Raw genomic sequence first — 25640 nt, 5'->3', positions numbered from 1 at the left:
AAACCAACAAGGAGAGTGCCATGACTGCGTTTGCCGTAGCCGACAAGAAAAAGGATGACAAACAACCGGGAGGCGCCGGCCTGCGTGGCCAGAGCGCCGGCACAACGGCCCTGTGCACCGTGGGCAAGAGCGGCACCGGGCTGACCTACCGGGGCTATGACATTACCGATCTGGCCCATCATGCCGAGTTCGAGGAAGTGGCCCACCTGCTGCTGAAAGGCAAGCTGCCCAACCGGAACGAGCTGAACGACTACAAGCAACGGCTGATCGCCCGCCGTGGCTTGCCCGCCGCCCTGTGCCGGGTGCTGGAAGAAATTCCCGCCAGCGCGCACCCCATGGATGTGATGCGCACCGGTTGCTCCGTGCTGGGCAACCTGGATCAGGAGCGGGATTTTTCCGAGCAGGAGAGCAAGGCCGACACCCTGCTGGCCCTGCTGCCGGCCATTATCTGCTACTGGTACCGCTACAGCCACGACGGCGTGCGCATTGACACCTGTTGCCCGGAGCAGGACAGCATTGGCGGCTATTTTCTGGAAATGCTCACCGGCCAGGCGCCGTCGGATTTGCACAAGCGGGTAATGCACTGCTCGCTGGTGCTCTATGCCGAGCACGAATTCAACGCCTCCACCTTTACCGCCCGGGTGTGCGCCTCCACGCTCTCGGATCTGCATTCCTGCATCACCGCCGCCATCGGCAGTTTGCGTGGCCCGTTGCACGGCGGCGCCAACGAGGCGGCGATGGCGATGATCGAGCGCTGGCAAACCCCGGATGAGGCCGAAGCCGGCATCATGAGCATGCTGGCCAACAAGGAAAAAATCATGGGCTTTGGTCACGCCATTTATCGCGAGTCCGACCCGCGCAACGCCCTGATCAAGGCGTGGTCGAAGCAGCTCGCCGCAGAGGTGGGCGACACCCATCTCTATGCGGTGTCGGAGCGGGTAGAGCAGGTCATGAAACGGGAAAAAAACCTGTTCTGCAACGCCGACTTCTTTCACGCTTCCGCCTATCACTTTATGGGCATTCCCACCAAGTTGTTCACCCCCATCTTCGTGATGAGCCGGGTCACCGGCTGGGCCGCCCATGTGTTTGAGCAGCGCGCCAACAACCGCATTATCCGGCCCAGCGCCGACTACATCGGTCCCGAGCCGCAGGCCTGGCTGCCCATTGAGGAGCGGGACTAACCCCGCACCACGCCCGCGTTTCCGGTTCATGTGAACAGCGGGCACGGCACGACATACCGCTTGATGGCGTCTGTAAGCAACAGACGCGCGGAGGAACGCAATGACCAACAATACCCACTACCGCAAGCCGCTGGCCGGCAGCGGACTGGATTTTTTTGATGCCCGGGAAGCGGTGAATGCCATCGTCCCCGGCGCCTATGAGCGGCTGCCCTACACCTCGCGGGTGCTGGCCGAGCAGCTGGTCCGCCGCTGCGAGCCGGAGCACCTTACCGCCTGCCTGCGCCAGATCATTGAGCGCCGGCGCGATGCCGACTTTCCCTGGTATCCGGCACGGGTGGTGTGCCACGACATTCTCGGCCAGACCGCACTGGTGGATCTGGCGGGCCTGCGCGATGCCATTGCCGAACAAGGCGGCGATCCGTCCCGGGTGAATCCGGTGGTGGAGACCCAGCTGATTGTGGATCACTCGCTGGCGGTGGAGCACGCCGGCTTTGAGCCGGACGCCTTTGAGAAAAACCGCGCCATTGAAGACAGGCGCAACGAAGACCGTTTTCATTTTATTGAATGGTGCAAGACCGCCTTTGAGAACGTGAGCGTGATCCCCGCCGGCAACGGCATCATGCACCAGATCAACCTGGAGAAAATGTCGCCGGTGGTGCAGGTAAAGGACGGCGTCGCCTTTCCCGATACCTGTGTCGGCACCGACAGCCACACTCCGCACGTGGATGCGCTGGGGGTGATCGCCATCGGTGTGGGCGGGCTGGAGGCCGAAACCGTGATGCTGGGCCGGCCCTCCATGATGCGGCTGCCGGACATAGTGGGCGTCAGGCTCACCGGTCGGCGCCGGCCCGGCATTACCGCCACCGACCTGGTGCTGGCGCTGACCGAGTTTCTGCGCAATGAGCGGGTGGTGTCGGCGTATCTGGAATTCTTTGGCGAGGGCACCCGGGAGCTCACCATTGGCGATCGGGCCACCATTGCCAACATGACCCCGGAATACGGCGCCACCGCCGGCCTGTTCTATATCGACGAGCAGACCATCAACTACCTGAAGCTCACCGGCCGCGACGACGCTCAGGTGAAGCTGGTAGAGCAATATGCCCGGCAAACCGGCCTCTGGGCCGACGCGCTCACTACCGCCGAGTACGAACGGGTGCTGGAATTTGATATTTCCAGCGTCACCCGCAACATGGCGGGGCCATCCAGCCCGCATCGCCGCCTGCCCACCAGTGAGCTGGCCGCACGCGGCATTGCCGGCCCGTGGCAGCAAATCCCCGGCGCGCTGCCGGACGGCGCCGTGATCATTGCCGCCATTACCTCCTGCACCAACACCAGCAACCCCCGCAACCTGGTGGCGGCGGGACTGCTGGCGAAAAAGGCCAACCAGCTCGGGCTGGTGCGTCGGCCCTGGGTGAAAACCTCGTTTGCGCCCGGTTCGAAAGTGGCCAGGCTGTATCTGGAAGAGGCCGGCCTGTTGCCGGAGCTGGAGCGACTCGGCTTTGGCATTGTGGGCTATGCCTGCACCACCTGTAACGGCATGAGCGGCGCGCTCGATCCGGCCATTCAGCAAGAAATTATTGAACGCGATCTCTACACCACCGCCGTGCTCTCGGGCAACCGCAACTTTGACGGCCGCATTCACCCCTATGCCCGGCAGGCGTTTCTGGCCTCGCCGCCGCTGGTGGTGGCCTATGCTCTGGCGGGCACCATTCGTTTTGACATTGAGCGCGACGCCCTCGGCACCGACGCCAGCGGCAAGCTGGTATATCTGAACGATCTGTGGCCCAGTGATGAAGAAATAGATGCGGTGGTGGGCGAGTGTGTGAAGCCGGAGCAGTTCAACCGGGTGTACATTCAGATGTTCAAGCCGGACGACGGCGCCCGCAGCAGCCAGCCGTTGTACGACTGGCGGCCGCAAAGCACCTATATTCGCCGCCCGCCCTACTGGGAAGGGGCGCTGGCCGGTGAACGCAGTCTTTCCGGCATGCGGCCGCTGGCGATTCTGGGCGACAACATCACCACCGATCACCTGTCGCCTTCCAACGCCATTCTGCCCTCCAGCGCGGCGGGGGAATACCTGGCCCGCATGGGCGTGCCGGAAGAGGACTTCAACTCCTATGCCACCCACCGTGGCGATCACCTGACCGCCCAGCGCGCGACCCTGGCCAACCCCAAGCTGTTTAATGAAATGGTGCGGGAGAACGGCGAGGTGGTGCAGGGGTCGCTGGCGCGTATTGAGCCGGAAGGCAAGGTCACCCGCATGTGGGAAGCCATTGAAACCTACATGAACCGCAAGCAGCCGCTGATCATCGTGGCCGGCGCCGACTACGGCCAGGGCTCGTCCCGGGACTGGGCCGCCAAGGGCGTGCGCCTGGCCGGGGTGGAGGCCATTGTGGCCGAAGGGTTTGAGCGCATTCACCGCACCAACCTGGTGGGCATGGGGGTGCTGCCGCTGGAATTCAAACCCGGCACCAACCGTCACACTCTTGGGCTGGACGGCACCGAACTCTATGACGTGGTTGGCGACATCACCCCCGGCGCCGAGCTGGCGCTGGTGATCACCCGCACCAGCGGCGAAAAGCTGGATGTGCCCGTGACCTGCCGGCTCGACACCGCCGATGAGGTGAAGGTATATGCCGCCGGCGGCGTGTTGCAGCGCTTCGCCCAGGATTTTCTGGCCGGGTGAGAATAGCTCATGCCGGCCTCCGGGCCGTAACCCCGCTTAGCCGTCATTCTGACGAAGGTCGACGTGACCCCACTAATGCCGGCAACAAACGAGCCATTAAAAGGAGTTAACCATGGCAAGCAATGCCTTTCCTCCGCAGCTGAAAGTGCCCGCCACCTATATGCGGGGCGGCACCAGCAAGGGAGTGTTTTTTAATCTGGGCGATCTGCCACCGGCGGCGCAGGTGCCCGGCGAAGCCCGGGACCGGCTGCTGCTGCGGGTGATTGGCAGCCCGGATCCCTACGGCAAGCAGATAGACGGCATGGGCGGCGCCACCTCCAGCACCAGCAAGACGGTGATCGTGTCGAAAAGCGACAAACCCGATCACGATGTGGATTACCTGTTTGGGCAGGTGTCCATCGACCAGCCCTTTGTCGACTGGAGCGGCAACTGCGGTAACCTGACGGCGGCGGTCGGCCCCTTTGCCATTCATGCCGGACTGATCCCGCCCGGGCGGCTGCCGCAAAACGGCATCGCCACCGTGCGGATCTGGCAGGCCAATATTGGCCAGACCCTGCTGGTGCATGTGCCCATGAAAGACGGCCAGGTGCAGGAAAGCGGCGACTTCGCGCTGGACGGTGTGACCTTTGCCGCCGCCGAAATACGGGTGGACTTCATGGCGCCGGGCGAGGGCGCCCTGTTTCCCACCGGTAACCTGGTGAATGTGCTGGAGGTGCCGGGGCTGGGGACGATAAACGCCACCCTGATCAACGCCGGCATTCCCACCATTTTTGTGAATGCTGAATGCCTGGGCCTTGCCGGCACCGAGCTGCAGGACGACATCAACAACCAGGCCGACACCCTGGCGATGTTTGAACAAATTCGCGCTTGCGGCGCCGTGAAAATGGGGCTGATTGCGCGGCCGGAAGATGCCGCCCGCCGCCAGCACACCCCCAAGGTGGCCTTTGTGGCCGGGCCGGCAAGTTACACCGCCTCCGGCGGCCAGCCGGTTGGCGCCAATGATGTGGATCTGCTGGTGCGGGCGCTGTCCATGGGCAAACTGCACCACGCCATGATGGGCACCGCCGCCGTGGCCATTGCCGCCGCCGCCTGCGTGCCGGGCACCCTGGTGAACCTGGCCGCCGGGGGCGGCGACAGGGAATCGGTGAGCTTTGGTCACCCCTCGGGCACGCTCAAGGTGGGAGCCCAGGCCCGGCACACGGCCGAGGGCTGGCAGGTGGAGCGGGCCAGCATGAGCCGCAGTGCCCGCATTTTGATGGAAGGATGGGTGCGGGTGCCCGCCGGCACGCTGCCATAGCAGGTCCGTACTACCGAATCTGCAACACACTCACTGCGCCTCGGCGCTTATGGACAAGCAATGTCAGGAGCACACACCATGGTTACCTATCAGCAGGCATTTGATTCGGCGGCCCGTTCGCCGGAGACCTTCTGGAAGCAGCAGGCCGGCAAGCTGGCCTGGTTCACCTTTCCGCACACCATATTAAGCAAGGACGAGCACGGCATTGAGCGCTGGTTTGCCGATGGCGAGCTCAACACCGCCTATCTGGCGCTGGATCATCATGTGACCCAGGGCCGGGGGGAGCAGACCGCGCTGATCTACGACTCGCCGGTGACCGGCAAAAAAGCCCGATACAGCTATGGCGCGCTGCGGGATCAGGTGGCCAGGGTAGCCGGCATGCTGGCCGGGCTGGGGGTGACCAAAGGCGACCGGGTGGTGATCTACATGCCGATGATCCCCGAGGCCGTTATGGCCATGCTGGCCTGCGCCCGCCTCGGGGCCATTCACTCCGTGGTGTTCGGCGGTTTTGCCCCCAATGAGCTGGCGGTGCGCATTGAGGACGCCGAGCCGAAAGTGGTGCTCACCGCCAGCTGCGGGGTGGAGGTGAACAAGGTGATCCCCTACAAGCCGATGGTGGACAAGGCGGTGATGGACAGCCGCTGGAAGCCGGAGCATGTGGTGGTGGTGCAGCGCCGGGAGTGTCTGGCGGATCTGCACCATGAGCGGGACAAGGACTGGTCGGCACTGCTGCAAAAGGCCGCACCCCACGACTGCGTGCCGGTCAGGGCCACGGATCCGCTCTACATACTGTATACCTCGGGCACCACCGGCAAGCCCAAGGGCGTGGTGCGTGACAACGGCGGTCATGCGGTGGCCATGCATTACAGCATGTCGACCATCTACAACGTGACCCCCGGCGATGTGTTCTGGGCCGCTTCCGACGTGGGCTGGGTGGTGGGCCATTCCTATATCGTTTATGCGCCGCTGATCTACGGCTGCACCACAGTGCTGTATGAAGGCAAGCCGGTGAAAACCCCGGATCCCGGCGCCTTCTGGCGGGTGTGCGATGAATACAAGGTCAAGGTGCTGTTTTCGGCGCCCACGGCGTTTCGCGCCATTAAAAAGGAAGACCCCAACGGCGAGCAGCTGGCCCATTACCCCATGGACAAACTCACCACCATCTTTATGGCCGGCGAGCGGCTCGATCCGCCCACCCTGGAATGGGTGCAGAGCCACACCGGTCGGCCGGTGGTGGATCACTGGTGGCAGACCGAAACCGGCTGGGCCATTGCCGGCAACCCGCTGGGGCTGGAGCGCTTTGCGGTGAAGCCCGGCTCGGCCACCATGCCCACCCCGGGCTACCAGGTGGCGGTGCTGAGTGAAACCGGCGAGGTGCAGCCGCCCGGCGAGCAGGGCTATATCGCCATTAAACGGCCGCTGCCGCCGGGCTGTTTGCCCACCGTATGGCGCAACCACGACCGTTTTGAATCCGGTTATCTGAGCCAGTTCCCCGGCTACTATGTGTCCGGCGACGGCGGCTATGTGGATGAAGACGGTTACCTGTTCGTGATGGGGCGCATGGACGATGTGATCAACGTGGCCGGCCACCGGCTCTCCACCGGCGAGATGGAAGAGATCGTCGGCAGCCACGAGGCGGTGGCGGAATGCGCTGTGATTGGTGTGCACGACGAGCTGAAAGGCCAGCTGCCGCTGGGGCTGGTGGTGCTGAAGGACGGCTATGTGTCGGACAACGGCAGCATCGAGCGGGCACTGCTGCAACTGGTGCGCGATCAGCTGGGCGCGGTGGCCTGCTTCAAGCAGGCGATCATCGTGGACCGGCTGCCCAAAACCCGTTCCGGCAAGATACTGCGCCGGGTGATCCGCCAGATCGCCGACGGCGAGCAGTATGTGGTGCCGTCCACCATCGACGATCCCTCATCCCTCGACGAGCTGGCGCAGCTGCTGGAATAAGCGGTTTCGGTCTGTAATAGCGTGTGGTTTTTGAGCCGGTGCTTCCTGCCACCGGCTCTTGCTGCGCCCGGCGCAGGTGCGGTAATCAAATGTCTTTGCGGCATCAGGTCCTTCGCGCATATCGACTTTCTGGCCAGTGTCTTCAAGGCGTCATGCAGCCTTTATCCGGTGTTCATCTTTGGTCGCCAGAGTAACTCTGCTGATGAACCTGTGGAGGAGGAAACATGAAACGACGCGACTTTATTCAGGGCATGGCGGTGCTGGGTGGCGGTCTGCTGCTGAGCAAGACCCCGGCCATGGCGGCCAACGAGGGCAAACCAGAACAGCAAAGCGGCATTCAGATTGGCGACGTGCTGGCCCACAGCGCCATTGTGTGGGGGCGGTGCGACCGGCCGGCGCGCATGTGGGTGGAATGGAGCACCGCCCCGGACTTTGAACAGGCCCAGCGGGTGCGCGGGCCCTGGGCGCTGTCGCCCGGCGACTTTACCAGCCGGGTGGAGCTCACCGGTTTGCCCGCCGGCCGCCGCATTCATGTGCGGGTGGGCTACAGCGATGCCGGCAATGGCGAGTTCTCCGACTGGGTAACGGGCAGCTTTATGACCGCCCCCGTGGCCGCCGCCCCGGTGCGGTTTTTGTGGTCCGGCGACACCGCCGGCCAGGGCTATGGCATTAACCCAGAAATGGGCGGCATGAAAATTTACCGCACCATGGCCGAGCAGAAGCCCGACTTCTTTGTGCACAGCGGCGACAACATCTATGCCGACGGCCCCATTCCTGCACAAATAGAGGTGGAAGACGGCAGGATCTGGAAAAACCTGGTCACTCCTGAGGTGAGCAAGGTCGCCGAAACCCTCAACGAATTTCGCGGCCGCTACCGCTATAACCTGATGGACGAAAACGTGCGGCTGTTTAACAGCCGGGTGGCGCAGATCTGGCAGTGGGACGATCACGAAGTGGTGAACAACTATTCCGCTTCCAAGGATCTGAGCGGCGACGCCCGCTACCAGGTAAAAAGCGCCACCCTGTTGCAGGCCCGGGCCACCCGTGCCTTTTTTGATTACGCCCCCATTCGTCGCACCGGCCCTGAAGGCAGCGAGCGAATTTACCGCAGTCTGCCCTTTGGCCCGCTGCTCGACCGCTTTGTGCTCGACATGCGCTCCTACCGTGGCCCCAACAGCGCCAACCTGCAAACCCGGGAAGGGGACGACACCGCCATTCTTGGCAACACTCAGGTCGACTGGCTGCTGGCAGAGCTCAAGGCCTCCACCGCCACCTGGAAGGCGGTGTTCTGCGACATGCCCCTGGGCCTGCAGGTGGCCGACGGTGACAAATGGGAGGCGGTGGCCAACGGCGATCACGGCCCGGCCAGGGGCAGGGAGCTGGAAATTGCCCGGCTGCTCAAGGGCATTAAGGATGCCGGCATTCAAAACGTGGTGTGGTTTACCGCCGACGTGCACTACACCGCCGCCCACTTCTATGATCCGGCCAGGGCCAGCTTTAAGGACTTTGCGCCTTTCTGGGAGTTTGTCTCCGGTCCGCTGAACGCCGGCAGTTTTGGCCCCGGTAAGCCGGACGACACCTTTGGCCTGCAGGTGGTCTACGAGAAATCGCCCGCCACCCAGAACCAGTCGCCCCTGGCCGGCCTGCAGTTCTTTGGTCAGGTGGATATAAACCCAGAAAGCCGCGCCATGACCGTGACCCTCAAGGATCTGAACAACGCCACCCTGTTCACCAAGGTGCTGCAACCCGCCTGATACTCCCTTGAAACACACCGGCCCATATAGCGGGCCGGTGTCCTGCATAAAGTCGTTCGCGCTGCTGACCGGGACGTGAAACACTATCCTTGTCTGGCCCTGTAACACCGCCAGCAAGGAGGACGACATGCATATCGGCTTGCTGAGCATCACCTTTTCTCTGCCGGGCTGTGGCTCGTTAAAGGAAAAACGCCAGCGCATTGGGGGCCTGCACGAACGGTTCGGGCGCAACCCGGCGGTAGCGGTGTGCGAGAGCGGTGCACATAACAGTCACGATGCCAGCGAATGGACATTCGTGGTGGTGGCCGCCTCGCGCCGCGAGGTGGAATCGCTGTGCAGCCGCATTGAAGACAAGATACAGTGCACCGTGGAAGCCCGCATCATCAAGGTCACTCACGAATTTCTGTAGGAGCACCATGAAAAAGATACGAATAGATATTGTTTCCGATATCGCCTGCCCCTGGTGTGCCATTGGTTATGCCCGGCTGGCGCAGGCCATGGAGCGGCTGACAACCGAATATGAATTCAGCGTGCAGTGGAAGGCATTTGAACTGAACCCGGATCACACCGGGCAGGGTGAGCCCATTCTGCCTGCCCTGGCAAGAAAATACGGCCGCAGCGAGCAGGAGATGCGGGAAAATCAGCAGCGCATGCAGGCCATTGCTACCGAGCTTGGCCTTAACTTCGCAAAAATACAGGAGCGGTTTACCTGCAATACCTTTGATGCCCACCGGCTGGTGAAGTGGGCAGGGGAGCAGGGCCGGCAAACCGCCATGAAGCAGGCGCTGTTTGAGGTGTATTTTGGCAAGGCCATGGATGTGTCTGATCACGCCGTGCTGCTGAACTGCGTTCAAGCACTGGGGCTGGATCCGGCAAAAGCCAGACAGGTGCTGAACTCGGATCAATACGCCGACCAGGTGCGGGAAGAGGAAGCCACTTACCAGCAAGCCGGGGTAACTTCCGTGCCCGCCTTTATTATCAACAACCAGTATCTGATTGCCGGCGCCCAGGAGCCCGATGCCCTGGTGCAGGCCTTGCGCGAAATTGGTGAAGAATCTGCCTGAATGCTCACGTTATGCCCAACGGCCCGCACTGCGGGCCGTTTTTGTATAGGTCTCAATTGAAATAATCTGCCAGCGCGTCAAAATAGGTCGCAAATTTACAACGCTGCAAACAGGATGATCGCCTGCAAGGTCCGGCGGTAGCGTGGGTGGTGTTCGGAGTGTGTATCTGGTTACTGTTTGTCTGCACTGGCAAGAAAGTCGAGCGGGCTGTGTGTGCCGGCAAAGTGCTGACCGATCACATGGGTGTAAATTTGGGTGGTGCGCACATCGCTGTGGCCAAGCAGCTCCTGTACCGTTCTGATATCGCGACCGCTTTGAAGCAAATGCGTGGCAAAGGAATGGCGAAAGGTATGGCAACTGATGCGCTTGTTGCAGATGCCGGACTGACGAACTGCCGCTTTAAGCGCCCTGCGTGGAACCGAGTCATGCAGGTGATGACGGCAAACTATTCCGGTAACGGGATGTTTGCACAGGCTGACGGACGGGAAAACAAACATCCAGGCCGGTTGACGATAGGCATTGGGGTATTTTTTGCCAATGGCGTAAGGCAGTGACGGGCCAACACCTTTCAGGTTATCTTCCTGCTGAATCGACAAGGCGCCTTCTATCTGCTGGTGCAGCAGGCAATGAAGCCGCTGGCTTAACATGGTTTTTCTGTCTTTATTGCCTTTGCCATTACGCACGGTAACAGAGCCGTCGTTAAAGCCAATGTCCTGCACTCTGAGCCGCAGACACTCGGTGATTCTGAGGCCGCTGCCATACAGCAATGAAAAGATCAGCCGGTTGCGTTCATCCAGTTGTTTGAGGATTAAGGCGACTTCAGCCTGAGTAAGCACAACGGGAAGGCGGCGGTACTGATTGGCGCGATGAAAATCCAGCTCGCCAAGCTCGATGTTCAGTACCTTGTGATACATAAAGGCCAGAGCATTAAGGGCGGTTTTCTGCGTGTTGACGGCAACATGACAATCGGCGGCCAGCCAGGTAAGAAAGCGGCGCACTTCTGGTGCACCCATGTCGGCTGGATGTCGCAATCGATGAAAGCGAATAAACCGTTTGATCCAGTGCAGCCAGGTTTTTTCGGTGCGCAAGCTGTAGCCACCCAGGCGCAGCTCCCGGCGAATGCGATTCAAAAACGGACTGGCAGCCATGCTGTTACCCATCTCACGTTTAACTGTATGCATGTACAGTATATTGCAAACTGTGAGCTTTGCATGCGCGTTATCAACAAAGTGCGCGCGTGTACAGCAGCAAGATGGACTAAAGGTTATTAAAATCAATGAATTAGATCGCGGTGACGAAGATAACGAGCAAAGCTGTGTAGATATTGAGCATGCTTACTTTGATCACGGAGTAATTGCTCTAAGAGAGAGAAAATGATTGTATAATCAGGATTTTATAAAGTTTACTGAGAGTGGGTGTCTGAACATATTTGAGCACGCTCACTATTAAAATGTTAATCACTTAGGAGGTCATAGTGGCATCACCACTGTCCGATCTCGACGAGTTGGTTCTTAAATGTCGAGATTTAAAAGCAAAAAATTACATAAAAGAAGCAGTGGCATGCTACAAGGCTGGTGCTTTTCGGTCTGCCATCGTATCAACGTGGATTGCAGTATCGTTCGATATTATTGACAAGCTAAAAGAGCTCGCTCTAGCCGGTGACAAAGAGGCAGAAAAACAGATAGATTATTTCGATAAAGCTCGCAGAATAGGCGACATTTCAACATCTCTTAAATTTGAGCGCGACATTTTATCCGTTTGTCGAGATAAGCTTGAGTTAATTTCTCCAGTAGAATTTATTGATCTGGAGCGACTGCAAGAAGATCGAAACCGATGCGCTCATCCCTCGATGACTTCTGATGGTGAAGTATTTAATCCGTCTGCCGAGCTGGCAAGGATGCACATACGATCAGCCGTTGAACATTTACTTCAATTTCCTCCTGCTCAAGGAAAGTATGCGCTTGATTCGTTAACCGCTGAAGTTGAATCAGAATACTTTCCCACAGATTTAAAGAAAGCAATCATCGCGTTTGAAAATAGCCCTCTCAAAAAAGCTAGAAATAGCTTGGTAAGAAATTTCACAATAATTCTTCTGAAGAAGCTAATTAATGAAGATCAAGATGATTACAAGGAGATATATAAGATTTCTACAGCGCTTAATGCGGTAGAAAGTTTGCATAGAGAGACATTCAGTGAAACCTTGAAGGAAAAGCTCTCGACGATTATTAGGGCATTAGAAGAGCAGAACCTAGATCGAGTAATTCCACTTATTAGCAACGTAAAAGATAGCTGGACGTACTTTGACCAAGACGTGAAACAGAAAATTGAGTCATACGTTGAGAACTTACCAAAAGAACAGTTTGATGATCTGGAAACAATTCTCTCTGTCAAGGACTTAGTGGCCCCGGCAGAAAGAAGGATTCGCCGAGCGACTCGGTCGGAACTCGATAAACCTCTATTCTTTATTGTTCCACTCCAAATCAGTGAGCGGATAATAGAACTCTATGCCGAGTCTAGATCTTTTGACCAAGCAAATAGTTTTTCATCTACGGTCATCAGGTATGCAGGTGATTATACACGTGACCAAATTCGTAAAATCATTGTTGCTTGTGGTGAAAACGATCAGATTGAGTATAGTTTTGAGGTCGGTACAGTGATAAGTGCCCTTAGGAAAAACAAGAACGTAGACGACGATGAAATAGACGAGTGGTTGAGGGAGGCCGGCCTCAACAAATTCGCTAAAGTGGAGGATGAAGAGCCGGAAGACGAGGATTAACAAGTCATTTCAGTTCGTTCCCGCCCTTTGGGCCTCCACCGGACGGCCTTTTCTCCGCTTCGCTGTGTAAAGGCCGCCGCTGAATATTGGCGTTAGGAGAAAAATGAATACAGTAGCCAAAGGAGATGCTCTGGAAGACAAGACCTTTGATCTCCTCAAAGAAGAACTCGAAAAAGGGCGTTTGGGAATTGATTCATCTTCGGGAAAAATATTTAAGAAAAAGGGATACTATTCTAAAGATCGCGAGAAAGACATCATCGTTGATATCTCAATAGAAGTATGGCTGCCAAATGCTACAAACTATTCTTTACTTTGGGTGTGTGAATGCAAAAACTATGGGCATAAAGTTCCAGTAGATGATGTTGAAGAGTTTAAGGCGAAGTTAGATCAAATTGCAGGTAAAAATGTTAAGGGCGTCATCGCTACGAAAAACTCATTTCAGAGTGGGGCTATCTCCTATGCCAGAAACCAAGGTATAGGTCTTGTACGCATCATGCCTGATGACCAAGTTACTTGGATGATGCATTTTATGACTACCGCATCTCTGAAAGAAAATAGGTTAAATCCAAGAGAATTTAATGCAGCCTTATCAAACTGTAGTCATCAAGCACAGGAAAGGACTTTTTATTCTGCTTACGATGGGTACATTTTTGGTAATTGGCAAAGCTTACTTAGGCACACATTTGAAAGCAGCTCCTAACAAAGCGCTGTTGTCGGACAAATTTTCCGCAGAGCGCGGCGTTAAATGCCTAATTCAAGTTTCGAGTAAACTTCACTAAGGAAAAGATAATGTCTCATGAAGTAACACCTCCTCATCCCGATAATTTTTTAGAAGTGAGGTATCAGCAATACGAGGTCGAACCTTGGTTAGTAGCAATGTGTGTAGGATATGAACTCGGGGAATGGAGAGACGAGCAACTTGCAGAGCATGTAATGGAGTGGTTACCTGAATTTGCTTTGAAATATAGTGAATGGGAATCACTTGGCCCAAGCAACGCCGTAAGATTAATTAAGAAAGCTGCGAAAGCGATATATAAAACAGAAAAATATGGGAGTAGAGGGGAATTTGGTGAGCTATTACTTCACATTGTAATACGCCATGTTTTTAAAACATTTCCAGCCATTAGCAAGATACATTATAAAGATTCAAGAAATGATACAGTAAAAGGCTTTGACTGTGTTCATACAATTGCCAAAGAAGATAAGCTAGAACTATGGCTAGGAGAGGTGAAATTCTACAAGGATATTAGTAGTGCGATCAGAGATGTCATAAAAGAATTAGATGATCATACCAAGCGTGACTATCTAAGAGATGAGTTTTCAGCGATCACAAACAAAATAGATCAGAATTGGCCTAGTTCTGATAAATTGAGCAAACTTCTAGATAACAATACGTCACTAGATGAAATATTTGACTCAGTCACTATTCCTGTTCTTTTGTCATATGATAGTGATACTGTAAATAACCATAATCGAATTACAGACGAATTTAAGCAAGACTTTGCAGTCGAAGTAAATCAACACTGGGATACATTCAAAAATAAAAATATTCCAAAATCAGTTGATATAGTTCTAATTCTATTGCCACTGAAGTCAAAAAAAGATCTTCAGGATAAACTTCATGGAGAGCTTCAAAGATGGAAATGATAGAAGTTGAAAACCATCTTAAAGATGATGACTATATTTTACAAAACTCTTTCGACCTAGCAAAAAGTCTTTGTACTTTGTACAACAATGCGGACTCACAATCAGTCAGTAAAGTACAAAACCTAGTCATAAGGTCATTAGAGAAATATGAGCTATTTGGTTCAAGCAAAATAATAATTGATGATTTGTTAAGGGAGTTGAAATTATTCCCATACTTGAATTCAGATGAATTATCCCTAGCGGATACATTAGCCTATCTTGCACACACCACCGATATTGGCAATGACTCAGAAGCTGTACTGCATGGCCCTCAAGCTGAAATATTTTACAAGCTTTTATCCGGTGTTAGTGTTGTTCTTAGTGCGCCAACAAGTTTCGGTAAAAGCTTGATCATTGACGCTGTAATAGCAAGCCAAAAGTTTAGTAATATCGTAATTGTAGTTCCAACAATATCTCTAATAGATGAAACGAGACGACGACTTTCAAAATTTAAAGAAAATTATAAAGTCATAACTCATTCCTTGCAGGAACGGTTTGACAAGAATATATACGTTCTGACTCAAGAACGAGTAATTGAAGAAGATTTTGTTGGCGATGTTGATTTCTTCGTAATTGATGAGTTTTATAAGTTAAGTACATGGGCCGACGGAGGCAATAGATGCGCATTGCTAAATGAAGCTTTCTATAGGCTTTATAAAAAATGCGAACATTTTTACATGTTAGGGCCAAATATAAATGGTGTGGCTGGTGAATTTATTGAAAATGTAAAATTTGAATTCATCAAGTACAACTATAATACAGTTGTTACTGAAATACATGACTTCACCGGTTCTGATAAAGAAGGTTCGCTAATTGATATATGCAAAAAAGTTGAAGGGCCAACTATTGTATTCTCAAGCTCACCTGATAGAGCAAACAAAGCAGCTGAGTTAATTTACGAGAACATCCAAACAGAACCAGGCAATAAAGCTAAGCAGTTAGCAACATGGGTTTCTGAAAACTATCATGCAGAGTGGATTTTAACAATAGCATTAAGAAATGGTGTGGGTATTCATCATGCGAGAATACCTAGAGGAGTTTCTCAATATATTGTTGATTTGTTTAACTCAGGAGAAATAAAGTATTTAGTATGCACATCTACACTTATTGAAGGTGTAAATACATCAGCAAAAAACATAGTATGTTATGATGACAAGATTAATAGAAAAAAACTAGACATATTTACATTCAATAACATTTCAGGGCGAAGTGGCAGAATGTTTAAACACTTCGTTGGAAATGTATACATACTATCTCCACCTCCAGTAGACCAGCTTCCTCTCGTAGAGCTCCCCTTATATAATCAAGATGAGAATACACCTGATTCTTTGCTATTAAATATTGATGAAAAAGATCTCACTGAAAATGGCAAAGAAAAAATCAAGAAGTATTACGAACAAGATTACTTATCGCTTGAAACAATAAGGTTAAATAAAACCATCGATCCAAATGATCAAGTCAATTTTGCTAAAGCCCTTGAGATGAATTTTCAGAGCTGGAGCCATATGCTGCTTTGGAGGGGATTCCCTGACTATGAGCAATTATCTTTCATCTGTGCACTAGTTTGGAATAACTTTAATGGTAAGAGCCTTGGCAATAGAAGTGTTAGTTCGACTAAACAGCTCGCCTTTAAAATAAACCAGTTAATGTCTAAGCCTACTATTCACGACATTGTTAATGACAGGCTTAGTTATAATGAAAATTCAGATATTACAAGTATAATTTCAAAAGAACTCGACTTTAAACGACTTTGGGCAAATTTTCATTTTCCTAGAATATTGCGAGCAATCGAAACTATCACGAATGAATACTTGAGAAAAAACAATATCAACTACGAGTGTGAGTACACCGCTTATGCTTCGTCAGTTGAAAACTATTTCTATGATTCATCCATAGTTGCTCTAGAAGAGTATGGGCTTCCAGTAGAAATATCAGCACTAATAGAGGATTACCTATCTACAGATGGTGACTTAGATGAAGCTCTAAATCGGCTATCGGAAGTTGATACTTCTGCAATAGAAGACCCTGTCGTTAAAAGCTTCATTGAGAGAGCCGCCTACGGAATTTAACAAAAAAATCCAGGTGACGCCTACGGCGCACCTGATTTAGGCGTTATGTGTGCGTCATATGCAGGCCATAGAAGGAATCCAATGACTAAGCATGCTGGTTCTTGCCTGTGTGGCATAGTGACATTTGAGGTCCATGGGGACTTTGACAGTTTTTACCTGTGTCATTGTAAGCATTGCCAAAAAGATACGGGGTCGGCTCATGCAGCAAATCTATTCTCACAGTCAGCTAAGTTGGTCTGGCGGTCGGGTGCAGATGCTGTGACGACCTTTACGTTTCCAGGCACCAGTCATAACAAGAGCTTTTGCAAGTTGTGTGGGTCTGCATTGCCAAGTACTCAGATCCCAGGTTTACTTGTCGTTCCAGCAGGATGCTTGAATACTGAAATACCTATGGTACCAACAGCGCATATCTTTTTATCCAGCAAAGCTAATTGGGACGAGGGGTTAGGGAACGCTCCAGAATTCGAGGGGCTGCCAGAGTGAACAGCTATCACATAACAAACCGTGGCTCGCTACGCTCGCCGCTGCACAGGGGCGTTAAACCTCAAAATAAAGGTGAATTATGAAACCAAAATTCACATCTGAGGTAACATGCCCAAAGTGCGGTCACAGGGAAACGGAGACCATGCCAGAGGATGCTTGCCAGTATTTTTATGAATGTAAAAACTGCAAAGCCATGCTTAAACCCAGGCATGGCGATTGCTGTGTATTTTGTTCTTATGGCGATACGCCCTGTCCTCCGGTACAACGGGGCCAATCGTGTTGTTAATTGGAGATTGGCCGCGTGATAACATACTTTGCTGAGTTTACATCAGCGTACGTTGTGCTTTGTCAGCCCTGATTGCGACCCTGTTTGCACCTGATAGAATGCCCGAGAGCATGGATTACCCGGAGGCATCACATGAACACCTATCCCATTGGCACGCCGGGCCAGCCCTGGGGCGAGGCGGAGCGCGCCGCGTGGCTGGCACTGCAACGTCGCCAGCGCAGCTATAAAGAAGAGGTGCTTGCGGCCATTGAGCGCCTGGCTTCGCGCTGTGAGGTGCAGCAATATGGTGAACTCAACTATGGCGATGAGCGTTTTCCGCTGATGGCCATTCGCAACCACTGGCAGGAAGGCTTGCCGGTGGTGCTGGTGACCGGCGGGGTGCACGGTTATGAGACCAGTGGCGTGCACGGCGCACTGCAGTTTGTGGAGCAGCATGCCGGGCATTATGCCGGCCGGGTGAATCTGCTGGTGGCACCCTGCGTCAGCCCCTGGGCCTATGAGCGCATTCAGCGCTGGAATGCCAACGCGGTGGATCCAAACCGTTCCTTCCGGGAAAACAGTCCGGCCGCAGAGTCGGCGGCACTGCTGCAACTGGTGGCGCCGGTGCGGGAGCAAGTCTTGCTGCATATCGATCTGCACGAAACCACGGACACCGACGAAAGCGAGTTTCGCCCGGCGCTGGCGGCGCGGGACGGCAAGCCCTATGAGCCCTGTGGCATTCCCGATGGTTTTTATCTGGTGGATGACAGCGAACAGCCGCAGCCCGAATTTCAGCAGGCGGTGATCGCGGCGGTTGAAAAGGTCACCCATATTGCTCCCGCTGATGAGAACAATGAGATCATCGGCTCACCTGTGGTGGCCAGAGGGGTGATTGAATATCCGCTCACAAAACTTGGCCTGTGCGCCGGCATCACCAATGCCCGTTACAAGACCACCACGGAAGTGTACCCCGACAGCCCCCGCGCCACGCCCGAGCAGTGCAATGCTGCCCAGGTGGCGGCGGTGTGCGCGGCCATTGATTATGCACTGGCGCATTGCTAGGTGACCCGGGCGAACGTGAAGGTTGAAGTGCTTACGGTAGAAGAGGTGCTGCCGCTGCGTCATACGGTGTTATGGCCGAATGAGCCGATGGCGTTTTCCAGAGTGCCGGAGGACGACGCCGGTGCGCACGTTGGCGTGCGGCAACACGGCGAGGTGATTTGCGTGGCCTCGGTGTTTTGGGATGGTGACAACGCACGGCTGCGCAAGTTTGCCACCAGCGCCGAGTGTCAGGGGCAGGGCGTGGGCTCTGCGGTGCTTGAGTTTTTGATTGAGCATTTGCGTGCGCGCGGGGTGCGGGTGTTCTGGTTTGATGCCCGGGCCTCGGCCCTGGATTTTTATCAGCGGTTTGGCTTTGCGGTGGAAGGGGAGCGGTTTTACAAGCACGGGGTGGCCTATTACCGCATGAGCCGGGTGTTGTAAGCGTTTTGAGTTTTTATTTTACATAAGGTCGACTTAGGCGAAGTTGTATCGGTGACTGGTTGCCGCGTTGCGGCAATATGCAGGCGAGCCGCCTGCGCTCCAGTGATGGGTGGTGTCTTTTGGGCTGGTATGCATTGAACGAGAACAGGAGGCAGTCATGGTGGATGAAGCGGTACGTAAAGGATGTGAAGCGTTTTCTGAAGGTCGGCTTGAACCCTGTCTGCCACACCTGGATGCTAACGTCAGGTGGGAGGTAGTCGGGCAGAAAACCATTGCCGGGCTCGATTCCGTGCAGGCGTTTTGTGCTCAGATGACGGAGCAGGGCTGCCCCAACTTTCGGAATGAGCACATTACTGTTGGAGCACATTCGGTCGTGGTCGAGGGGCGGGAAGTCGATGGTGACGTGAGATACTGCGATGTTTACCACATTGAGAAGGGAAAGATCGTTTACATTCATTCGTATTGTATTTGCCCAGGCAAGGATGTCTGAACTGGTATGCATTCCCACGCGGAGCGTGGGAACGAGAAAGATGCGCATGAGCTGATTGAGGAGGGTGCGGGGTGTCTGCTTCACGACCGATCAAATGCCAGGGATGGCATTTGCCGAGCGTTACATGGAGGTACTTGAAGCGTGTCGTGAAGTAGTGCCCCAGGGCCGACGAATGTGCACGGCGTTGCAGGCGGGTTGCGATGGTTCAGGCGGCGGGGTGGCCAGGGGAAGTGTTGGGATTCGCTGCGCTCATCGCCAACCTACGGTTAATTCGTTGATTTTGAACTGGTTGCCCTAATAAATTGGGGCCTGCAGGCGTACTAAAAAGCCGGGCGTGAAACCCGGCTTTTGAAAGTTATTTGCTGTGGCGCTCTTTGAGTTTGGCCATGATGTCGGCCAGTTCCAGGCCTTCCTGCTGCAGCAGCACGGTAAGGTGGTAGAGCAGATCGGCGGATTCATTCACCAGCTCTTCCTTGTCGTGCACGGTGGCGGCCAGGGCGGTTTCCACGCCTTCTTCACCCACCTTTTGCGCTATGCGCTTGGTGCCGCTGGCATACAGGCTGGCGGTATAGCTGGACTTGGGGTCGGCGCCCTTGCGGCTGGCGATTACCTGTTCCAGCTCGGCCAAAAAGGTCAGCGCCGGCGCCTGTTGCTCGTTAAAGCAGGACACATTGCCCAAATGGCAGGTGGGGCCCACCGGCTCGGCCATTACCAGCAGGGTGTCCTGGTCGCAGTCGGTGGAAATGTCTTTCAGCTTGAGCACATGGCCGGAGCTTTCACCCTTGGTCCACAGCCGGTTTTTGGTGCGGCTGAAAAAGGTGACGTGACCGGTTTCCTGGGTTTTGGCGAGGGCATCCTGGTTCATATAGCCCAGCATCAGCACCCGGCCGCTGTGGCTGTCCTGCACAATCGCCGGCATCATGCCGTCTACCTTGTTCCAGTCCAGCTTGTTGGCATCAATCACGGATCACCACTCCTTCCTGCTTGAGATACTGCTTGAGCTCACCCATGTTGATGATGCCCTTGTGAAATACCGAGGCGGCCAGTGCGCCGTCCACGTCGGCTTCCAGAAACGCATCACGGAAATGCACCATTTCGCCGGCGCCGCCGGAGGCGATCAGCGGCACATCGCAGATGGCGCGCACCCGCAGCAACTGCTCAATGTCATAACCCTGGCGCACGCCGTCCTGGTTCATCACGTTCAGCACAATTTCGCCGGCGCCCCGTTGCTGTACTTCCTGCACCCAGTCAAAGGTGTTCCAGCGGGTCACCTGGGTGCGGCTTTCGTCACCGGTGAACTGGTGCACCTGATACTGGCCGGTGGCCTCGTCATAGTAGGAGTCGATGCCCACCACGATGCACTGTACGCCAAAGGTGTCGGCCAGCTCGGTGATCAGCGCCGGGTTGGCCAGGGCCGGGGAGTTGATGGAAATCTTGTCGGCGCCAAATTCCAGAATGCGCGCCGCGTCTTCCACCGACTTGATGCCGCCGGCCACGCAGAAGGGAATGTCGATCACTTCCGCCACCCGGCTTACCCAGCTCTTGTCTACCACTCTGTCCTGGCTGGAGGCGGTAATGTCGTAAAACACCAGCTCGTCGGCCCCTTCGGCGGCGTAGCGCTCCGCCAGCGGCACGATATCGCCGATGATTTCATGGTTGCGGAATTTCACGCCTTTAACGACCTGGCCGTCCTTTACGTCCAGGCAGGGAATTATGCGTCTTGCCAGCATGCGATGGCCTCCTTGACGGTGAATTTGCCTTCCAGCAGCGAGCGGCCGAGGATCACGCCGGCCACGCCGGTGCCCTTGAGCGCGTCAATGTCGCCGATGTTGCCTATGCCGCCGGAGGCCTGCCACAGAATGGTGGGGTAGCGGGCGGCCAGCTCGCGGTAGAGCGCCACGTTGGAGCCGGTGAGGGTGCCGTCCTTGGAAATGTCGGTGCACAGCACATGGCACAGGCCCGCGGGCAGGTAGTGCTCGAGCAGGGATTCAATGGTAATGCCACTGTCTTCCTGCCAGCCGGCGATGGCGATTTTCTTTTCACCGTCGGCGGTAATGTTGATGTCGAGCGCCAGCACAATGCGATCGGCGCCGTATTGCTTGAGCCAGCCGGCCACCATTTCCGGGTTTTTCACCGCGGTGGAGCCAATCACCACCCGCTGGGCGCCGATGTCGAGCAGGTCTTTCACGTCCTGCTCGGTGCGAATGCCGCCGCCAATCTGCACCGGTACCGGCGTGTTTTCAATCAGGCTTTTGATCACTTCAAGCTGGCGCTCGCTGCTGTTCTTGGCGCCGTCCAGATCCACCAGGTGCAGCTGAGTGGCCCCTTCGGCCACATACAGATCAAAGCGCTCCTGGGGTGAAGCGGTGTATTCGGTTTTTTGCTGGTAGTCGCCCTGATACAGACGCACTACCTTGCCACCGATAAGGTCTATGGCGGGAATGATCATTACAGCTCCAGAAAGTTTTTCAGCAGTTGGGCGCCGGCGGCACCGGAGCGCTCCGGGTGAAATTGCACGCCAAAGAAGTTTTCCTGGCCAATGGCGGCACTGAAATTCTGGCCGTGCTGGCTGGTGGCCAGGGTGTATTCGCCCACGGGCACCGCGTAGGAGTGCACAAAATAGAAGAAGCTGCCTTCGGGAATGTCCCTGAACAGCGGGTGACCCGGCATGGGAGTAATGCGGTTCCAGCCCATGTGGGGCAGGCGCACGCCGTCGCCGCCCTCCATGTGCCGGCATTCGGCATCCACCTTGCCCAGGCAGGCCACGTCACCCTCTTCCGAGTGCTTCACCAGCATCTGCATGCCAAGACAAATGCCCAGCACCGGCTTTTGCACCTGATCCAGCAGTTCAATCAGGCCGCGGTCGGCTAGGTTTTTCATCGCTTCCCTGGCGGTGCCCACACCGGGCAGCAGCAGCTTGTCGGCGGCCAGCACCACCTCCGGGTCACGGCTCACGGTCACCTCATAACCCAGGCGCTCAATGGCATAGCGCACGGAGGAGAGGTTGGCGCAGCCGGTGTCGATAATGACTGTTTTCACAAAACCCCCTTGCTCGACGGCAGCTCATTGCCTTCCACCCGAATGGCCTGGCGCAGGGCGCGGCCAAAGCTCTTGAATACGCTTTCCACCATGTGGTGGGTATTGTCGCCGGTCACCTTGAGGTGAATGTTGGCGGCCAGGCTGTCGCTCAGGGAGCGGAAGAAGTGGGGCACCATTTCCACGTTGAGATCGCCGGCCTTGGGCTGCTTGAATTCGCCTTCAAACTTCATGTAGGGGCGGCCGGAAAGGTCCAGGGTGACCGCCGCTTCGCATTCGTCCATGGGCAGCACAAAGCCAAAACGGCCAATACCGCGCTTGTTGCCGAGGGCCTTGCGCAGGGCCTCGCCCAGGGCCAGGGCGGTGTCTTCCACCGTGTGGTGATCGTCAATGTGCAGATCGCCGTCCACTTTTACGTTGAGGCGAAAGCCGCCATGGGTGGCGATTTGATCGAGCATGTGGTCGAAAAAGTGCAGGCCGGTGCTGATCTGGCTGCCACCGGTCTGGTCGAGATCCAGCTCCACGCGAATGTCGGTTTCCCTGGTGGTGCGCACCACCTCGGCGGTGCGGCCGCGGCTGGTGAGCCGGGCCACAATTTCGTCCCAGCCCAGGTTGTTGTGGCCATAGTGCAAACCGGGCAGGCCCATGTTTTCGGCCAGCTGCATGTCGGTGTGGCGATCGCCTATTACCCAGGAGTCGGTAAAGTCGATGCGGCCCTGCTGCAGGTAGTCTTTCACCAGCCCCAGGCGCGGCTTGCGGCAGGCGCAGTCGTCGTGCTGAAAGTGCGGGCAGATCAGCACCTCATCAAAGCGCACGCCCTGAGAGCTGAAAATCTGCATCATCAGGTTGTGGGGGGCGTCGAAGTCTTCCTGAGGGAAGCTGTCAGTGCCCAGGCCGTCCTGGTTGGTGACCATCACCAGCCGGTAGCCGGCGTTCTGCAGGGTCAGCAGCGCCGGAATGGCGTTGGGCAGAAACGCCAGTTTGTCGAGGCGGTCCAGCTGCTTGTCGACCGGCGGCTCTTCCACCAGGGTGCCGTCGCGGTCAATAAAAAGAATACGTTCCTTAGACACTTATTGCTCCTTTTGCAGTACGTTCAGTACCGCGTCCATCTCGGCACGGTTGCCGATGGTAATGCGAATGCAGTCGGCCAGTCCCGGCTTGCTTGCAAAGTCGCGCAATATGATACCGGCCCGGCTCATGCGGGCAAACATTTCACTGCCCGGGGCAAAGCGCACCAGCAGGTAGTTGCCATTGGGGGCGAACACCTGTTTCACCTGGTCGTGCCGCTCAAGCTTTCCGGCCAGCCCGGCCTTGAGCCGGTTAATTTCGTCCACCCGGCCGCGCATCAGCACCAGGCCCTGTTCGCTCAGCGCCTGGGCGGCAATCTGTGCCACCGGATCCGGCACCGGGTAGGGGGCAATCACCTTCAGCAGCAGGCCGATCACCTCGGGGCTGGCCAGGGTAAAGCCGCAGCGAATACCCGCCAGACCAAAAGCCTTGGACAGGGTGCGGATGATCACCAGGCCGTCGTAGTCGTTCAGCAGCTCTGCCTGGCTGTGCTCGGGGCAGAACTCGATGTAGGCCTCGTCCACCACCACCAGGGCGCGGCCCCTGGCGGCATTGAGCAGCCGCACCAGACCGGCCTGGTCCACCAGGTCGCCGGTGGGGTTGTTGGGGGAGCACAGAAACACCAGCTTCACCTTGTCGAGGCGGGCGATAATGCCGTCGAAGTCCGGCTGGCGGGCGTCGGTGAGGGGCACTTCCACCACGTCCACGCCGTTGGTCTCGGCGCTGATGGCATACATGCCGTAGGTGGGCGGGCAGATCAGAATGCGGTCTTCACCGGGCTCGCAAAAGGTGCGGATCAACAGCTCAATGCCTTCGTCGCCGCCCCGGCTCACCAGCACCCGCTCCGGTGCCACGCCGGCATAGGCGGCATAGGCGTTGATCACCGCCGGCGGCTGACACTCGGGGTAGCGGTTCAGCCGCCCGCAATCGAGGTTGAACTGGCCGCTGTCGGCGGCTTCGTTGGCGTTCAGCCACACATGACCCTGGCCGCCAATGCGCCGGGCGGACTGATAGGGGGTCAGTTGCTGCACTCTGGCCCGGGCCAGTTGAGTCAGGCTCATGCTTGTTTCTCCAGTTTCGCCAGGCGCAGGGTCACGGCGTTTTTGTGGGCATCCAGGGTTTCGGTGGCGGCCAGCAGTTCCACCGCCGGGCCAATGGCGCGCAGGCCTTGGGGGCTCAGCTCCTGCACCGTGTAGCGGCGCTGGTAGTCGGCCAGCCCCAGGCTGGAGTAGGTGCGCGCATAGCCATAGGTGGGCAGGGTATGGTTGGTGCCGCTGGCGTAGTCGCCCACCGACTCCGGGGTCCAGGCGCCCAGGAAGATGGAGCCGGCATTCTTGAGCCGGGGCAGCAGGGCGCGCGGGTTTTCGGTCTGCACAATCAGGTGCTCGGGGGCATAGGCATTGGAGATCTCCGCCGCCTGCTCCAGGTTGCTGCAAATGAAGGTGCGGCTCTCACTCAGGGCCCGGCGGGCGATGTCGGCCCGGGAGAGGGCGGTGAGCTGGCGCGCCAGGGCCTCATCCACCCTGGCGGCAAAGTCCCGGCTCGGGGTCACCAGGATCACCTGGGAGTCGGGGCCGTGTTCGGCCTGAGACAGCAAGTCGGAGGCAATAAAGTCGGCATCGGCGAACTCGTCGGCGATCACCAGCACTTCCGACGGGCCGGCGGGCATGTCGATGGCGGCGCCGTCCACATCACTCGACACCTGCTGCTTGGCCTCGGTCACCCAGGCATTGCCCGGGCCGAAGATTTTGTCCACCTTGGTGACGGTTTCGCTGCCATAGGCCATGGCCGCCACCGCCTGGGCGCCGCCCAGGGCATAGATGGCGTCTACGCCGCAGCGTTTGGCGGTGTAGACAATGGCGTCGTTGATGGGCGGCGGCGAGCACAGCACCACCCGCTCGCAGCCGGCCAGGCGGGCCGGAATGGCCAGCATCATCACGGTAGACACCAGCGGCGCGCTGCCGCCGGGCACATACAGGCCCACCTTGGTAATGGGCTGAAAGTGCAGCTCGCAGCGCACGCCGGGGCTGGTGTCCTGGATCACGGGGGTGGGCAGCTGGGCGCGGTGAAAGGCCTCGATATTGCCGATGGCCAGCTCAATGGCGGCCTTCAGCTCGTCATCCACTCGCTCGCTGGCGGCGGTGATCTCCGCCTCGGTCAGTTCAAGGGTGTCGCGCTCGGCGCGGTCCAGAGTACGGGTGAGATCGAGCAGGGCGGCATCGCCCCCTTCGCGCACCTTGGTGATAATGCCGGCTACCTGCGCCTCGCGGCCGCTCTGCTCCAGGGCGGGGCGGCGCAGGGCGGCGGCCTGCTCGGCCGCGCTCAGTTGGTTCCAGTCCAGGGTGTTCAT

Annotated in this window: 24 protein-coding genes; 16 read left to right on the top strand and 8 right to left on the bottom strand. The window is 56.4% G+C overall.

Annotated features, from left to right (window positions below):
- The first annotated feature begins 20 nt into the window (after nt 1–20).
- The 7 genes from prpC to PU634_RS07555 all read left to right on the top strand — a co-directional run bounded on the left by prpC (nt 21) and on the right by PU634_RS07555 (nt 9935).
- Nucleotides 21–1181, top strand: coding sequence for a bifunctional 2-methylcitrate synthase/citrate synthase (gene prpC, locus PU634_RS07585; RefSeq protein ID WP_306763448.1), 1161 nt, complete (start codon nt 21–23; stop codon nt 1179–1181).
- Nucleotides 1182–1281: 100 nt separating this feature from the next.
- Nucleotides 1282–3867 (top strand): Fe/S-dependent 2-methylisocitrate dehydratase AcnD, encoded by a 2586-nt coding sequence (gene acnD / locus PU634_RS07580; protein ID WP_306763447.1) that lies wholly within the window; start codon nt 1282–1284, stop codon nt 3865–3867.
- 112 nt (nt 3868–3979) lie between these two features.
- Entirely contained in the window at nt 3980–5164 is a 1185-nt protein-coding gene (gene prpF / locus PU634_RS07575; RefSeq protein ID WP_306763446.1) for a 2-methylaconitate cis-trans isomerase PrpF, read from the top strand.
- A 78-nt stretch (nt 5165–5242) separates the two neighbouring features.
- Nucleotides 5243–7117 carry a propionyl-CoA synthetase gene (locus PU634_RS07570; RefSeq protein WP_306763445.1) on the top strand — a complete coding sequence of 625 codons (1875 nt, stop codon included), beginning with the start codon at nt 5243–5245 and terminating at the stop codon, nt 7115–7117.
- 224 nt (nt 7118–7341) lie between these two features.
- Nucleotides 7342–8871 carry an alkaline phosphatase D family protein gene (locus tag PU634_RS07565; protein ID WP_306763444.1) on the top strand — a complete coding sequence of 510 codons (1530 nt, stop codon included), beginning with the start codon at nt 7342–7344 and terminating at the stop codon, nt 8869–8871.
- Nucleotides 8872–8998: 127 nt separating this feature from the next.
- Entirely contained in the window at nt 8999–9280 is a 282-nt protein-coding gene (locus PU634_RS07560) for a DUF503 domain-containing protein (RefSeq protein ID WP_306763443.1), read from the top strand.
- Nucleotides 9281–9287: 7 nt separating this feature from the next.
- Nucleotides 9288–9935, top strand: coding sequence for a DsbA family oxidoreductase (locus PU634_RS07555; RefSeq protein WP_306763442.1), 648 nt, complete (start codon nt 9288–9290; stop codon nt 9933–9935).
- 170 nt (nt 9936–10105) lie between these two features.
- Here the strand turns inward: PU634_RS07555 and PU634_RS07550 are convergent, their stop codons facing one another.
- A complete protein-coding gene (locus PU634_RS07550) occupies nt 10106–11212 on the bottom strand; it encodes an integron integrase (RefSeq protein ID WP_306763441.1) in 1107 nt (368 codons plus the stop codon).
- A 197-nt stretch (nt 11213–11409) separates the two neighbouring features.
- On the opposite strand from PU634_RS07550, the gene PU634_RS07545 reads away from it, so the two are divergent.
- The 9 genes from PU634_RS07545 (at nt 11410) to PU634_RS07505 (ending at nt 19186) form a co-directional block, all read left to right on the top strand.
- Nucleotides 11410–12711 carry a hypothetical protein gene (locus PU634_RS07545; protein WP_306763440.1) on the top strand — a complete coding sequence of 434 codons (1302 nt, stop codon included), beginning with the start codon at nt 11410–11412 and terminating at the stop codon, nt 12709–12711.
- A 103-nt stretch (nt 12712–12814) separates the two neighbouring features.
- Nucleotides 12815–13411 carry a restriction endonuclease gene (locus tag PU634_RS07540; RefSeq protein WP_306763439.1) on the top strand — a complete coding sequence of 199 codons (597 nt, stop codon included), beginning with the start codon at nt 12815–12817 and terminating at the stop codon, nt 13409–13411.
- An 89-nt stretch (nt 13412–13500) separates the two neighbouring features.
- The gene (locus PU634_RS07535) at nt 13501–14358 is read left to right on the top strand and encodes a HamA C-terminal domain-containing protein (protein ID WP_306763438.1); all 858 of its coding nucleotides are present in this window, start codon (nt 13501–13503) and stop codon (nt 14356–14358) included.
- Complete coding sequence (locus PU634_RS07530; RefSeq protein WP_306763437.1) at nt 14349–16466, top strand: DEAD/DEAH box helicase; 2118 nt, start codon at nt 14349–14351, stop codon at nt 16464–16466. The genes PU634_RS07535 and PU634_RS07530 overlap by 10 nt, the downstream gene beginning before the upstream one ends.
- A gap of 45 nt (nt 16467–16511) precedes the next feature.
- The gene (locus tag PU634_RS07525; RefSeq protein WP_306763436.1) at nt 16512–16949 is read left to right on the top strand and encodes a GFA family protein; all 438 of its coding nucleotides are present in this window, start codon (nt 16512–16514) and stop codon (nt 16947–16949) included.
- A 79-nt stretch (nt 16950–17028) separates the two neighbouring features.
- Nucleotides 17029–17235, top strand: coding sequence for a GDCCVxC domain-containing (seleno)protein (locus PU634_RS07520; RefSeq protein ID WP_306763435.1), 207 nt, complete (start codon nt 17029–17031; stop codon nt 17233–17235).
- Nucleotides 17236–17367: 132 nt separating this feature from the next.
- Nucleotides 17368–18276: a M14 family metallopeptidase gene (locus PU634_RS07515; protein ID WP_306763434.1), complete on the top strand. Its 909-nt coding sequence runs from the start codon at nt 17368–17370 to the stop codon at nt 18274–18276.
- Between the two features lie 15 nt (nt 18277–18291).
- Nucleotides 18292–18696 (top strand): GNAT family N-acetyltransferase, encoded by a 405-nt coding sequence (locus PU634_RS07510; protein ID WP_306763433.1) that lies wholly within the window; start codon nt 18292–18294, stop codon nt 18694–18696.
- A gap of 157 nt (nt 18697–18853) precedes the next feature.
- Nucleotides 18854–19186 (top strand): nuclear transport factor 2 family protein, encoded by a 333-nt coding sequence (locus tag PU634_RS07505; RefSeq protein WP_306763432.1) that lies wholly within the window; start codon nt 18854–18856, stop codon nt 19184–19186.
- Between the two features lie 355 nt (nt 19187–19541).
- Here the strand turns inward: PU634_RS07505 and hisIE are convergent, their stop codons facing one another.
- Genes hisIE through hisD form a run of 7 tightly spaced genes read right to left on the bottom strand, consistent with a single transcriptional unit; the run spans nt 19542 to nt 25640 of the window.
- Nucleotides 19542–20150, bottom strand: coding sequence for a bifunctional phosphoribosyl-AMP cyclohydrolase/phosphoribosyl-ATP diphosphatase HisIE (gene hisIE / locus PU634_RS07500; RefSeq protein ID WP_306763431.1), 609 nt, complete (start codon nt 20148–20150; stop codon nt 19542–19544).
- Nucleotides 20143–20916 carry an imidazole glycerol phosphate synthase subunit HisF gene (gene hisF / locus PU634_RS07495; protein ID WP_306763430.1) on the bottom strand — a complete coding sequence of 258 codons (774 nt, stop codon included), beginning with the start codon at nt 20914–20916 and terminating at the stop codon, nt 20143–20145. Before hisF ends, hisIE begins: the two co-directional genes overlap by 8 nt.
- Nucleotides 20898–21635, bottom strand: coding sequence for a 1-(5-phosphoribosyl)-5-[(5-phosphoribosylamino)methylideneamino]imidazole-4-carboxamide isomerase (gene hisA / locus PU634_RS07490; protein WP_306763429.1), 738 nt, complete (start codon nt 21633–21635; stop codon nt 20898–20900). Before hisA ends, hisF begins: the two co-directional genes overlap by 19 nt.
- Nucleotides 21635–22225: an imidazole glycerol phosphate synthase subunit HisH gene (gene hisH / locus PU634_RS07485; RefSeq protein WP_306763428.1), complete on the bottom strand. Its 591-nt coding sequence runs from the start codon at nt 22223–22225 to the stop codon at nt 21635–21637. Before hisH ends, hisA begins: the two co-directional genes overlap by 1 nt.
- A complete protein-coding gene (hisB, locus tag PU634_RS07480) occupies nt 22222–23292 on the bottom strand; it encodes a bifunctional histidinol-phosphatase/imidazoleglycerol-phosphate dehydratase HisB (RefSeq protein ID WP_306763427.1) in 1071 nt (356 codons plus the stop codon). Before hisB ends, hisH begins: the two co-directional genes overlap by 4 nt.
- Nucleotides 23293–24351 (bottom strand): histidinol-phosphate transaminase, encoded by a 1059-nt coding sequence (hisC, locus tag PU634_RS07475; RefSeq protein ID WP_306763426.1) that lies wholly within the window; start codon nt 24349–24351, stop codon nt 23293–23295.
- The gene (gene hisD / locus PU634_RS07470; RefSeq protein ID WP_306763425.1) at nt 24348–25640 is read right to left on the bottom strand and encodes a histidinol dehydrogenase; all 1293 of its coding nucleotides are present in this window, start codon (nt 25638–25640) and stop codon (nt 24348–24350) included. The genes hisC and hisD overlap by 4 nt, the downstream gene beginning before the upstream one ends.

This window comes from Oceanimonas pelagia, assembly GCF_030849025.1.
Lineage (GTDB): Bacteria > Pseudomonadota > Gammaproteobacteria > Enterobacterales > Aeromonadaceae > Oceanimonas > Oceanimonas pelagia.
This window is presented reverse-complemented; position numbering and strand designations above follow the sequence as displayed.